At 72.9% G+C, this 12,537-nt stretch carries 9 protein-coding genes; 4 read left to right on the top strand and 5 right to left on the bottom strand.

Annotation, left to right across the window (positions count from 1 at the left end):
* Positions 1 to 9: 9 nt before the first annotated feature.
* On the bottom strand, positions 10 to 669 hold the full coding sequence (gene lepB, locus ACFY8O_RS29135; RefSeq protein WP_387907538.1) for a signal peptidase I: 660 nt from the start codon (positions 667 to 669) through the stop codon (positions 10 to 12).
* Between the two features lie 436 nt (positions 670 to 1,105).
* Between lepB and ACFY8O_RS29130 the strand changes: the two genes are divergently transcribed.
* Positions 1,106 to 1,525, top strand: coding sequence for a hypothetical protein (locus ACFY8O_RS29130; protein WP_387907535.1), 420 nt, complete (start codon positions 1,106 to 1,108; stop codon positions 1,523 to 1,525).
* A gap of 53 nt (positions 1,526 to 1,578) precedes the next feature.
* Here ACFY8O_RS29130 and ACFY8O_RS29125 read toward each other — a convergent pair whose 3' ends face one another.
* Positions 1,579 to 1,704: a hypothetical protein gene (locus tag ACFY8O_RS29125; RefSeq protein ID WP_387907533.1), complete on the bottom strand. Its 126-nt coding sequence runs from the start codon at positions 1,702 to 1,704 to the stop codon at positions 1,579 to 1,581.
* Positions 1,705 to 1,708: 4 nt separating this feature from the next.
* Between ACFY8O_RS29125 and ACFY8O_RS29120 the strand changes: the two genes are divergently transcribed.
* From ACFY8O_RS29120 to ACFY8O_RS29110, 3 genes are all read left to right on the top strand, one after another.
* The gene (locus tag ACFY8O_RS29120) at positions 1,709 to 2,356 is read left to right on the top strand and encodes a DUF6766 family protein (protein ID WP_387907530.1); all 648 of its coding nucleotides are present in this window, start codon (positions 1,709 to 1,711) and stop codon (positions 2,354 to 2,356) included.
* A gap of 102 nt (positions 2,357 to 2,458) precedes the next feature.
* Positions 2,459 to 2,914, top strand: a complete 456-nt coding sequence (locus ACFY8O_RS29115; RefSeq protein ID WP_387907528.1) for a VOC family protein — start codon at positions 2,459 to 2,461, stop codon at positions 2,912 to 2,914.
* Positions 2,915 to 3,294: 380 nt separating this feature from the next.
* Positions 3,295 to 4,524, top strand: a complete 1,230-nt coding sequence (locus ACFY8O_RS29110; protein ID WP_387907526.1) for a cation:proton antiporter — start codon at positions 3,295 to 3,297, stop codon at positions 4,522 to 4,524.
* Between the two features lie 107 nt (positions 4,525 to 4,631).
* Here ACFY8O_RS29110 and ACFY8O_RS29105 read toward each other — a convergent pair whose 3' ends face one another.
* The 3 genes from ACFY8O_RS29105 to fxsT are packed head-to-tail and all read right to left on the bottom strand — an operon-like array spanning position 4,632 to position 12,474.
* Entirely contained in the window at positions 4,632 to 5,669 is a 1,038-nt protein-coding gene (locus tag ACFY8O_RS29105) for a hypothetical protein (protein WP_387907525.1), read from the bottom strand.
* Positions 5,666 to 6,937, bottom strand: a complete 1,272-nt coding sequence (locus ACFY8O_RS29100; RefSeq protein WP_387907522.1) for a CHAT domain-containing protein — start codon at positions 6,935 to 6,937, stop codon at positions 5,666 to 5,668. Before ACFY8O_RS29100 ends, ACFY8O_RS29105 begins: the two co-directional genes overlap by 4 nt.
* 5 nt (positions 6,938 to 6,942) lie before the next feature.
* Positions 6,943 to 12,474: an FxSxx-COOH system tetratricopeptide repeat protein gene (gene fxsT / locus ACFY8O_RS29095; protein WP_387907520.1), complete on the bottom strand. Its 5,532-nt coding sequence runs from the start codon at positions 12,472 to 12,474 to the stop codon at positions 6,943 to 6,945.
* Between the last annotated feature and the right edge of the window lie 63 nt (positions 12,475 to 12,537).

The raw sequence follows: 12,537 nt of genomic DNA, 5'->3' as shown, positions 1-12,537 counted from the left end.
GGGCTGTCGCTACACGTACATCACGGGCCCCGGCGTGGTCACGCGCCGCCGGGTCCTGCGGCCGACCAGCACACAGACGCCTCCGCCGACCACGAGGAGCACCCCCAGGACGAGGGACAGCCCGAGTATCGCCGGGGCGGCGCTCCCCGCGCGTGCACGCCCCTGGACCGCGGTGACGGGCACGGTGCCCGAGTCCTCGGACAGGAAGTACCGAGAGTCGTTCGCGTTCCCCCGGTTGTCCCCCAGCAGGAACATTCGCCCGGGAGGCACCACCACGTCGACGTCGGGGCCGGCGGGCGCGAACGTCTCCGGCTTCACGTACGGCTCCTTGACCGGACGGCCGTCGACGGTCAGGACGCCGCCCGCGAGGACCACGTGATCGCCGCCGAGCCCGACGACGCGTTGCAGCACCGGCAGTCCGCCGTACCGGTTCGGGAGCGCGAAGAGGACGACGTCGCCCCGCCGGACCGCGTCGCCGCCGACCCTCTCCACGGGGACTCGTGTGCCTTCGGGGAAGGTGGGTTCCATCGCCCCACGGGCGGTCACCGAGGTGTACGACGTCCGGAGGGACCAGAGGGCCCCGGCGGCCATGACCACCCCGAGGGCCAGGAGGACCGTTCCCACTATCAGTACGCCGCGCCCGGTGGACGGGTGCCGCTGCTCCTGCATCGCATGTCCTTCGCTTGCCCGTACGCCGACGGATCGGGCCCCTGGGCGGGGCGGTGGTGGGAGGGAGCGGACCGCGTCGGCGGACGGCGGCCCACGGAGGCGGCCACCGCCTCGGCGCCCGATCCAGCCGCTTCCGGCCTCCCGTCCGGGCGGGCACGTCGCCCGGGTGCGGACACGCGCGTGCGGCCCCTCCCGAAGTGCGTGGCGGTTAAATCCGGCTGGTTATACCCCACGCCGGGCCCGGCGCGAAAACGTACGGACAATTCGCCCGCCCGAGGCCTCGGGCCGCGGTGACCTGCGAGGTTTCGGACGCTGGACGGCGAAGCGCCCTCGCCGCCCCCGCGCGGTGAGGGGCGGGGCGGGCGTGTCCCGCGCCGATTCGGAGGGGCGGTCGCCCACGATGGCCGGGTGAAGGGTCGTGGCGAAGGGAGCCGACGTGAACGGACGAGGCCGGCGCGTCCCTCGTGTCCTCCTCACCCTGTGCGCCGTGCTGCCGGTGCTGGCCGGCTGCGGCGGGCCCGGCGAACGGGGTGACCAGGTGACCGCCGCGGCCACGGCGTTCGAGCGCGCGCTGGACGGGGACGACCGGGCGGCGCTGTGTGCGGCTCTGGCCCCGGAGACGCGGAGCGAGGTGGAGGAGTCCGAGAAGAAGCCGTGCCTCGACGCCGTAGGAGCCCAGGATCTCCCGGCCGGAGGGCCGGTCCGGAGCGTCGACGTGTACGGGCACCAGGCGCGGGCGGTGCTGCGGTCGGACACCCTGTTCCTGTCCCGGTTCCCGGGCGGCTGGAAGATCGTCGCCGCGGGGTGCGTCCCGCGTTCGGGCCGCCCGTACCGGTGCTCGGTCCAAGGAGGGTGACGGATGCGCCTCATGTTCTCGCTCTGTCTGATCGTCGTACTGGGCGGTCTGGCCTACTTCATCGCGGTGGGGCTGATGCAGCGATGACCGCCACCCGCCCGCCGCTCCAGGGCGTCCTCGGCCAGAGGGAGGGGTGAGACCTCGATGGAACGCAGCTTGCGCCGGTTCGTGCGGGACAACGGGATGAGTCTCGGCTTCGGCGGCGCTTTCCTGCTGGCGCTCGCCGGGCAGGCCGTCGCGGGGTGCGCGGAGTTCAACAACCAGCTCATCACCGACGGTCTGGCGCGGGTCGGCTTCCTCGACTACCTGACGACCTCGGACTTCGCGGTGGATGTGACGGAGAACTGGCAGTCGGAATACCTGCAGTTCTTCCTGTACATCTTCGCCACGGTCTGGCTGCTCCAGCGTGGTTCGCCGGAGTCGAAGGAGATGCACAAGGCCGGCACCGAATCGGACGAGGAACAGTGGGCCGGTGCCCACGCCCGCGAGGGATCGCCGCGCTGGGCCGGGGTGGGCGGGGCGCGCCAGGCCGTGTTCTCCCGGTCGCTCGGTCTGGTGATGGCCGGGATCTTCCTGCTGTCCTGGCTGGCCCAGTCCGTCGCGGGCGTCGCGGCCTACAACGCGGAACAGCTGAGGCGGCTCCAAGCCCCCATGGGCTGGACGCAGTACATCGGGTCGGCGGACTTCTGGAGCCGGAGCCTGCAGAACTGGCAGTCCGAGCTCCTGGCCGTCGCCTCCATGGCCATCCTCTCCGTCTACCTGCGCCAGCGCGGGTCCCCGGAGTCCAAGCCCGTCGGTGCCCCGCACACCTCCACCGGTGTCGAGGGGTGAGCGGCCCGAACGGCACCCTCACACGCGGGAGGGCCGGACGGACGGCGAGCCCCTCCCGGCGGGAGCCGGTCCGCTGTCGGACCCGCCTGGGATGCTCCGGGCATGGAGATGACCGTGCAGCTGACGATCGACTGTTCCGATCCGCGGACGATGGTGAGCTTCTGGGCCGAAGCCCTGGGCTACGTGCCTGAGCCCCCGCCGGCCGGGCACGCCACCTGGCGTGCCTACTGGGCGAGCGCGGGGGTCCCCGAGGAGGAGTTGCCGCCCGGTGCGGGGGACCTCGCGGAATCGATCATCGACCCCGCCGGGCGCGGGCCGAGGGTCTGGTTCCAGCAGGTTCCCGAGCCGAAGGCCGCCAAGAACCGGTGGCACTTCGACCTGAAGGTCGGAGGGGGACGCGACGTCCCGCGGGACGTCCGCGTCCAGCGGGTCCAGGCCACCGTGGAGCGGCTGGTCGAGGCCGGTGCCACCGTGCTGCGGATCAGGGACGATCCGGACTCGGGACTCCACGCCGCCGCCATGCAGGACCCCGAGGGCAATGAATTCGACGTCGTCTGAGGGCCGTCGCGGCGACGGTGGACGGCGGGTGGCAACGGACGGGTGAGGGGGGCCTGTTCGTCAGGGACGGCGAGCGGACGTCGTGGCCGGTCGCCGCGCCGGGGACACGGGCGCCGCCACGGCGGGGACCACAGAGGCTGCCGGGCGCCGAGGTGGTGTTCCGGCGTCCGGCCGGCCGACGGGGGGCGAGCGGGCCACCCGGGGGTGCACCTGTTCCTCCGTACGGCCCACATCCGGTCGTCCCGGCAGCCTCGGCAGGCGAGAGTGGCGGTCGCCGGAGGTGCCGACACGGCTCCGGCCTCCGCATGACGTCCGCGAGGGAGACCACGATGCCCGGCTTCTCCGTCGTCACCCCCTGACCCGGCGAGCGGCGGCTGCCCATGTCCCATCCCGGCACCCTCATCCTCATCCTGGCCGCAGCCGTGCTGGCGCCGCTGCTCGTCCATGTCACAGGGCGCCGGGTCCGTGTGCCGCTGGTCATCTTCGAGATCGCCCTCGGCGTCCTCATCGGCCCGCAGGTGCTGGGCTGGGCGCACCCCGACGACGTCGTCGACACCCTGGCCGACCTCGGGCTGTCCATGCTGATCTTCCTGGCGGGCTACGAGATCGAGTTCGCCGCCGTCCGTGGCGACACGCTGCGCCGCTCCCTGTGGGCCTGGCCGGTCTCGCTCGTCCTCGGCATCGGGCTGGGCTTCCTGATCAGCGAGGGCGAGCTGTTCGAGGCCTTTGTCGTCGGCACCGCGCTGACCAGTACGGCGCTCGGCACGATCCTGCCGATGCTCAGGGACCGGGGTGAGCTGAACGGCCGCTTCGGGACGGTCGTGTCGGCGTTCGGAGCGGTCGGGGAGTTCGGCCCCGTCGTGGCCATGGCGCTGCTGCTCAGCGGACGCAGGCCCGCCGAATCGGCCGCCCTGCTGATCGCGTTCGGTGCGATCACCGCCGCGGCCGTCTTCTGGGCGCTCCGCCCGCGCCCGGCCTGGTTCGGCCGGCTGACCGAGCGGACCCTGCACAGCAGCGGGCAGTTCGCGGTCCGGTTCGTCATGCTGCTGCTGGCCTGCATGCTCGGCCTCGCCGAGGTCTTCGGCCTCGACGTGCTGCTGGGTGCGTTCGCCGCCGGTGTCCTGACGCGCCTCGTCCTGCACCGGTCGGACCCGGTCAGCAGCGAAGAGGTCCTGGGCAAGGTGGAGGCCATGGGGTTCGGCTTCCTCGTCCCGCTGTTCTACGTGGTCACGGGCATCGAGTTCGACCTCGACGCGCTGCTCGACAACCCGGTGTCCCTGCTGCTGATTCCGGTGTTCCTGCTGCTGTGCCTGCTCGTACGAGGCGGACCGGTGTACGTCCTCGCTCCGAAGGACCTGCACCGTACGGACCGGCTGGCGCTCGCACTGTTCGCCTCGACGTGCCTGCCGCTCGTCGTCGCGGTCACGACCATCGGTGTGGACCAGAAGATCCTCGACACGGAACGGGCCGCCTCGCTGGTGGGCGCCGCGATGATCTCCGTACTCCTCCTTCCTCTGCTCGCGACCCGGCTGCGCTCCTCCCGTGCCGGGCCCGCCCGGAACACGGACCGGCCCGGTCCCGGGGAGGCGGAGGACGCGGAGGCGTGGTGAGCGGCGGTCAGGTCCCGCAGGCCGCCGCCGCGCGGTCGCCCGCCGGGCCGGTGCCCGTGCACCGCCCGCACCCCGGTGGGCGGGGGCGAGCGCGTCCATCCGCCGGATCAGCGTGAGCGCTCCGCCAGGGTGAGCAGCAGGTGGGCGGACTCGGGGCGCAGGAAGTCGGAGTGCGCGCCCGCGGGGGAGAGGCGGGTGAGGCGGCTGCCCCGGTAGACGCGGTCCGCGTTGACGTTGACGACGCGGTGGTCCAGGACGTCCTGGGGATAGGGCGCTTCCGGAGCGAGCAGCCTGGTCGAGAACTGCGCAACGGGAGCGGGCCCCGCTCCCGAGTGACCGATGCCCGGTTCGCCTTCGGCCCGCAGGTGCCAGAAACCGGTGGCCCGGTCCCAGCGCGAGTGGGTCAGCACGAGTGGCCCCCGGAGCGGGGCGCCGGGATGTCCGGGGGACGGGAAGAGTGCGGCGAACTGCCGGACGAAGGCGTCCCGTGGCGCCGCCATCTGGAAGATCAGCGCACTGTCGACGGTGAAGGGCCGCCGGGAGTCGTACGGAGTGCTCCACGAGAGGACAGGAGGAGGCTCCGCGGCGCGCTGAACGGCCTCGCACAGGAACCGGCCGCCGAACGAATGGCCCACCAGGTGCAGGTACTGGCCGTTGCGGTTGGCGAGCACGGCGGAGGCGTGCGGATCGGCCCGTTCGGCGTCGAGGTATCCGAGCAGGTGCCCGATGACGTACGGGGCGTGGCCGGCGCCGTCGGCGCTCATCGCGTGCGCCCGGTCCCGGATCAGGCGGTAGCCGCCCAGGGTCGGACGGCTGGAGGACGGCCAGCGCACCACGACGCTCCAGGGCCGGTAGGCGTCCGCCAGCCCGGGGTAGAGGCCGGGGCGGTCCGCCCGCAGGCGCACGGCCTGGCCGAGCAGTTTCGTCGCGTTGCGCGCGGCGGTCGCGGGAGGCGTCCGCCAGCCGTGCACGTAGACGTGGATGTCCGTCGCCCAGGGGGGAATCCGCAGCCGCCTCGCCAGATGGGCGGCGACCTGGCCTACCGGCACGGGCACCCCCTCCGGGGTCCGTAGCCGCCCCTGCTCGTCCAGATCGACCACGACCGGTTCCGGGACCGTGCGGGGGAGCGCGTCGGCGGCGGTCACGAGGCCAGGTCCAGCCGGCTGTGGAGGCCGCAGTGCAGCGAGTAGGTGAGCGCGAGGGGGTTGCGGAACTTCGTGGCGAAGGCCCTGACCAGGATCTGGCTGATCTCGCCCGCGGTGTGCAGTCCCGTCAGATACATCTCCAGGAAGGAGTAGGCGTACTCCGACGCGAAGACCTGCGGTATCTCGATCTGCGGGCCGAGGACGCCGTCCGCGCCGAGGTCGATCAGGGCCGCCCCGAGATGGTCGACATGCGTGCCGGTCGCCGCCTGGCCGGTGTGGCAGGCGTTGAGCAGGACGAAGGGCTTGAAGCGCTGGGGCCTGCCCCGCAGGGGCCTGCGCCTGCGGCGCACCTTGGCACTGTCGATCAGGTCCGCGTCGGACAGCTTGATGACCAGACGCCGGTCGGGGGTGCCCTCGTCCATGAACGTCCCGTGGCACCAGAAGTACATCAGGTCCTCCGGCAGCACCTCGTTGTTGAGGGCGTCCAGCAGATCCTCCGCCCGGGTGCGGACGGTGAGGTGGGAACGGCTGTCCAGGAGGTCCCGCACGTCCGACGCACGGCCGACCCGGTCGAGAGTGGTGTCGGTGTTCAGGCTGGTGACCGCGCGGCGGCGCGGTTCCAGCGCCATCTGCTCCACCCAGGAGTAGGCGGGACTGGCCTGTTCGACCTGGTGCCGGTGACCGAGGAAGGCGTCCCACGGATCCGCGCAGCGCGACGGGTCCACGGCCAGCATGGGCCAGGGCAGAGGCAGGTCCGAATCGAAGCTGATGCGCAGGTTCTCCTCCTGCGCCAGGGTGTCCAGGAGGAACGCCCGGAAGCTCCGCAGACCGGGGTCGTTGCCGTCGAGCATGACGTCGAGCACGTCGAAGCCCTCTTCGGCGAGATTCTTCACCAGGGTCTCGACCAGGGCCGAGTGGCCGGTCAGATCGGTCTGCTCCGACAGGGGGCGCCCCCCGATCCGCATCCCCGGTCCGGGACTGTCGTCGATGTGGTCCACGACCAGACGCTTCCATTCGAAGCGCAGCGTACCGGCCTTGCTGACCAGGGTCTGAGGTGTCGTCTCCAGGCGTGCGCCCCGCCACTGTTCCCGCGGAGGGAGCCACGAGGCGAAGGCGGTGACGGTCAGGCCGTCGCGCTCCGCGTGGCGCAGCAGGATGCGCAGGTCCCGGTGCCCGCTGGCGGCCGGGTCCCGCTCGCCGCGGGGCGGGGGGACCGTGTACCCGGACGACGGGTTGCGCACTATCTCGACGGTGAGTTCCTGTGCCATCCGGGTCAGTCGCTCCCCTGCTCGCGCGCGCTGCCGCGCTCTCCGGCATCGGGCACGTGGACCGCGGTCTCCAGTTCCTGGAGCGCGAGCCCGGACGCGTGGTCGTACAGGGTGAAACGGAGCTTGTGCGCTCCGCGTTCCCGTGGGGTGAAGGAGAACACGGCGGGCGGGCCACCGGGGGTGTACTCCACCACGGCGGGGAGGACCACCGCGTCCGTACGGCAGTCCGCCACCACCTCGATGCGGTCCAGCTCGGGTGCCGGCACGTCCGCCTGCCGCTCCAGACGCACCTCGACGGACGACGTGACGCCGACCGCGGCGTCCTCCAGGAGCGTGAGTCTCGGCTGCCAGGCCGGCCGTGCCGTGCGCAGCCGCCAGCGCAGTTCCCCGGTGTCGGGGTGGTCCGCGCCGAAGACCCGTTCCCAGCGGCGCAGCAGGTCCTCCTGCCGGCCGGGGCTGACGGGGTCGTCGGTCTCCAGGCGGGCGAGCACCAGTTCCGCGTAGCTCTCCAGGGTGTCCGGATGGTCGGGCCCCAGCACCCGGGAACGGCCCGCGTGCACGGCCCGCAACAAGGTGACGGCCTCCGCGCGGTGCTCCAGGTCGGAGAGCGCCCGGGAGAGTTCGACGGGAAGGCTCGGCAGGCGGGCACCCCGGCGTTCGGCGTAGAACTCGACCACCAGGCGCAGCCGCAGGAGCTCCTGACCGGACGCCAGGGCCCCCGGGGCGAACCCCTCGGTGCCGGGATCCCCGGAGGGTTCGAGGTCCGCCGCCCGCTGATGCACCCGCACGAGTTCGCCGATGTCCCGCGGCCAGTCGGAGCCGGGCAGCCGCCGGCTCACGTCGTGGAGCAGGCTCTCCAGCACCCTCCTGGCCTCGCCGGGTTCCCCCGCCTGCAGCAGCGTGTGCCCCAGGACCGCCGACGGGCCCCAGGCACGGCGGTGACCCGCGCCGAAGAGACGTACGGCTTCCTCCGCCGTCCGTCGCGCCAGGTGCACCGCGCGGTCCGTCAGCCCCGAATCGGCCAGTATCCAGGCCACGTTGCCCCGGACGTGGGAGGTCCACTCGTGCTCCTCGGGCAGGACCTCCTCGCACTGCTTGAGCAGTTCCTCCAGCACGGGGAGGGCCCATGCGAGGTCGCCGGTCTCCCAGATGGCGAAGGCCAGGTTCGAGCGGCAGGCCACGGTCGCGACGTGGTCAGCGCCCCGGATCCGGTCGCTGTCGGCGACCAGGTCGAGCAGGTGCCGTACGGCCCGCTGCCGCTCGCCCACCTGCCGGAGGGAGGAGGCGAGCTTCAGGCGTGCGAGGAGGGTCGAGGCGTGGTCCGCGCCGAGCACCCTGCCGTAGTCCCGCACGAGATCCTCGCGGAGCCGCAGCCCCTGGCGGAGGTCCCCGGCGTACGTGTGGGTGTGGGCGAGCCGGGCGCGGGCGCCGAGCGTACGCGGATGGTCCGCGCCCAGCGCGCGGGAGCACACGGTCACCAGGTGCCGGGCCGCGCGCAGGCCCTCCCGGGCCGTGGAACCGCCCAGCAGGACCCAGACGAGGTCGTCGCGCACCTCGAGCGTGTCGGTGTGCTCCGGTCCCAGGAGGCGCTCGTGGTCCGCGAGGAGCCGCGACAGAACGAGAAGGGCTCCGCCGCGGTCACCGGCGAGCTCGCGGTGCCGGGCCAGGACGGCGCGGGCGGCCAGGGTCTCGGAATGCGACGCGCCCTGTACGCGGGTCCGGTCCGCCACCACCGACTCGCCGAGGGCGATGGCCTGTTCGTAGTCCTCCGTCGCCTCGAAGGCGAACGCGAGCATGGCGCGCGTGTTGATCGCCGCGACGTGCGCCTGCCCCTGAAGCCTCACGCGGTCCTCCAGGAGGGACCGGAGCCCGTCGACGGCACGCCGGACCTGGCCGGATCTCGTCCACGCGTAGAGCAGCCAGGAGCGCGCGTTCAGCGTGTCGGTGTGGTCCCGGCCCCGCACCCGCACGTAGTCGTCGACCAGGGGACCGGCCAGCTCCTCGGCCAGGAGGTGGTTTCCGGCCGCGATGTGCCCGGCCACGATGTCGAGCCGGATGCCGAGTGCGCCGGGGTGGTCGTCCCCGCCGCGCTCCGCCTGCTTCTCCAGCACGGCCATGAGGGTGGACAGGGAGGACTCGTGCCGTCCGGCAGCCCGCTGGGCCAGAGCGAGGTCACGCCGGGCGGACAGGGTGCGCTGATGACCGGGCCCCCAGGCCCGGCTCCACGCGGCGACCGCCTCCTCGTACAGGAGGATGGCCTGCTGGTGGTTCTGGGCGGCGGAATGGGTGTCCGCCAGGTTCTCGGTGACCAGCAGGGTCGCAGGCGCCTCGTCCCCCAGCAGCCGGCGGCGGGTGCCGAGCAGCTGGGTGAACACCTCGACGGCCGTGCGGTGATCGTCCGCACCCAGGTGGGACAGCGCCAGCCAGTTGCGCGTGTCCAGCGTCGCGGGCGCCTCCGGGCCCAGCAGCCGCGTCCGCTCCTCCACCAGCCGCTCGCACTCCGCGATCGCCCGGTCGTGACGGCCGGCGGACCGCAGGACCCACGCGTGCAGGTCGCGGGTGCCCAGGGTCTGCGGATGACGAGGGCCCTGCGCGCGGGTCCGGTCGGCGACGAGGTCCTCGAGCATCGCGAGCGACTGGTCGAACTCGGAGGCCGCGTGGTGAGCCACGCCGAGCCGTTCGCGGATGTGCAGGGTCCGCGGATGGTCCCGGCCGTGCACCCGCGTGTGGTCCTCGATCAGCGCGCGGTAGGCACGCACGGCGTCGGGGTGACGGCGTTCCGCCGCGTACAGCTCGGCCAGGGAGCGCCGGACCGCGAGGATGCGTGGATGGTCGGGCCGCAGGAACCCCTCCATGTCGGCCAGCAGGCTCCGCAGTTCCTCGACCGCCCGGGGGTGCCGTCCGTCGTCCTGGAGGGTGAAGGCGAGGAGCTCGCGGGTCCCCAGGACGTGCGGGTGCTCCGGTCCGAGCAGTTTGGTCCGGTCGTCCAGGACCTGCGTGAGCAGCCTGATGGCGTCCTTGAACTCGGTCGCCGCGCGCAGGGTGTTGGCCAGGCCCCCGCGCGCCGTGAGGGTCGCCGGATGGTCCCTGCCCTGGACCCTGGTCCGGTCGGCGACGAGCTTCCGGCGCTCCTCCAGGGCGCGGTGCAGGTCCCCGGACAGCTGAAGGGTGTAGGCGAGGGCCCCACGGGCGCGCAGGGTGTCCTGATGGAACTCCCCCCGGACCCTGGTGTAGTCCGAGATCACCGCGTCGTAGCAGGCGGTCGCCTGGGCGTGGTCCTCCCGGAGCCGGTGCACCACGGCGATGTCGTTGCGGTAGTCCAGCGTCGCGGGGTGGTCGGGGCCCTGCGCACGCGCGCTGTCCTTGGCCAGCGACTCGAACGAGGGCAGGGCGGCGTCGGGGCCGTCGGCGTCCACGACGGCGTAGGCGAGGTCCTGTCTGCTGCGCAGGGTGTCCGGGTGATCCGCCCCCTGCACGCGGGTCCGGGCGCTCACCACCTCGGTGTAGATCCCGACGGCGGCCTTCGGGTTCTCCGCCGCCAGGTGCGCGCTGGCCAGCCAGCCACGGCTGGTGAGGGTGTCGGGGTGGTCGGGGCCGTGCACGGAGCTCCGGTCCTCCACCGCCTGCGCGTACAGCCGCAGCGCCGTCGCGTGGTCGCCGGCCGACCGGTAGGCGTAGGCCAGGTTGGTGCGGCTGGTGAGGGTGTCCTTGTGCTGCGGGCTCAGGATGCGTTCACGGTCGGCCACGACCGCCTCGAACTCCCTGACCGCGTCCACGTGACGTCCGGCGGTCTGGAGGGCGTACGCCAGGTCGTTGCGGCTGCGGAGCGTGTCCTCGTGGTCCGGGTCCTGCACGCGCAGTCGGATGGTGACGACCGCCTGCAGCTCCCTGACCGCGCGCATCACCTCACCGGCCTTGCGGTAGGCGTACGCAAGCCGTTCGCGGCTGGCCAGGGTCTCCGGCGCCTCGGGACCGGAGACCGCCGTACGGTCGAGGAAGAGGTCCTTGCAGAGGCTGACGGCCGCGACCGGGTCGCCCGCCTTCGCGTGGAGTTCGGCGAGGCGGTCGCGGTGGCCGAGCATGGGCTCGCGGTCGATGCCCAGCAGACGCGTACCGCAGTCGACGACCCTCTGCATCAGCGGGATGGCCAGCACGTGCTGCTCGCGGGCGACGAGCTCCTCGGCGCCCTGGCGGTACATGGCGACCAGTCCGGCGTCCGCCTCGGCGTCCTCGGCCGTTCCCGTGGCCGCCAGCGCCTGGATGTGGGTGAGGAAGGGCCGTACGCCGTCCGGCGCCGCGGTCACCGCGGCGGCCAGGGCCCGCTCCGCGCGTCCCCGGGCGTCCGGCACCTGGGTGGCCGCCGCCTCCCGTAACGTCCGCTGGAGCAGCCGGTGCAGTGCGATCCCGGCGGGCCCCATGGTGACGAGGTGGTAGTTCCTCAGCGCCTGAAGGGCCGCGTCCGTCTCTTTCGGGCTGCCCTCCATGTGCTTGAGCACGGCGAGCGGAAGGGCCTCGGGGGCGTACCAGGCCAGCGTGTGGAGCATCGAAACCGCCAGCGGATGCCGGGTCCGGATGGCCTCCAGGCTGGTGCGGCAGATCCGGGCGACCGCGCGGGCCGCCGCGCTGTCACCGCTGAGACCGACCTCCGCCTTGTGGGTCAGTTTCGTCCGGTACGCGGCGAACCCGGTCCTGGTCTCCCGCAGATAGGCGCGCGCCTGGGCGAGGGCCAGGGGCAGATAGCCCAGGTCGTCCGCGAGCAGTTCCGCCTGGGCGCGGTCGGCCGGAGTGCGCCCCGCCGGGACGGGCCCCGCCCCGTCCTGGCCCGCCGCCGGTGCACACAGCAGGTCCACGGCCGCCTGGTGGCTGAGCACGTCGAGGCTGATCAGCTCTGCGCCCTCCGGCCAGCCCGTACGGCATCTGCTGGTCACCAGCTGGTGGCCACGGGAGAGCAGCCGGCCGAGGAACGGCGTGAGGTGCTCGGGGCGTTCGACGTTGTCGTAGATGAGAAGCCAGCTGGGGTGCTCCTCCAGCCAGACCAGAGCCCACTCGGTGCGCTCCACGGGAGTGGCCCGCCGGGCCCAGTCCGGGTACAGGGTCAGCGCGAGATCGGCGAGTCCCGAGGCGATCTGCTCCTCGCTCTCGGAGGTGATCCACCAGACGAGGGTGTACTCGTCGCGGCGTGCGTGCGCGTAGTGCAGGGCCAGTGCCGTCTTGCCGATGCCGCCCAGACCGCTCACCGTGGTCGTCGACTTCTGGGTGATGACCCCGCCGCCGTCGGCCAGGGAGGCGGCCAGCCGCGCGAGGGCTTCGGTGCGGCCGACGAAGGGCTGCTTCGAGGAGGCCGGCAGATTGTCCAGGGGCTGTACGGGGACGATCCGTGCGGCGGCCGTCTTGGCCTCATCGGACAGGACCGTCGTGTGCTGCTCCGCGTGCGGATCACTGCCGGGACGAGAGCTCTCGCCCTCCTGGCCCAGCAGCGTCTGATCGCTCCGGACGACCTCTTCCGTGGCGGCGCGCGACTGCTCGGTGATGATCATCGGTCCCCCAGCCTGCTGACCACCTCGTACACGTCTTCTCTTCTCCGTGCGGCATGCGCCGCC

The sequence above is a fragment of the Streptomyces argenteolus genome, assembly GCF_042902585.1.
Lineage (GTDB): Bacteria > Actinomycetota > Actinomycetes > Streptomycetales > Streptomycetaceae > Streptomyces > Streptomyces argenteolus.
The sequence above is the reverse complement of the archived record's forward strand: the minus strand, read 5'-3'. Positions and strand labels throughout refer to the sequence as shown.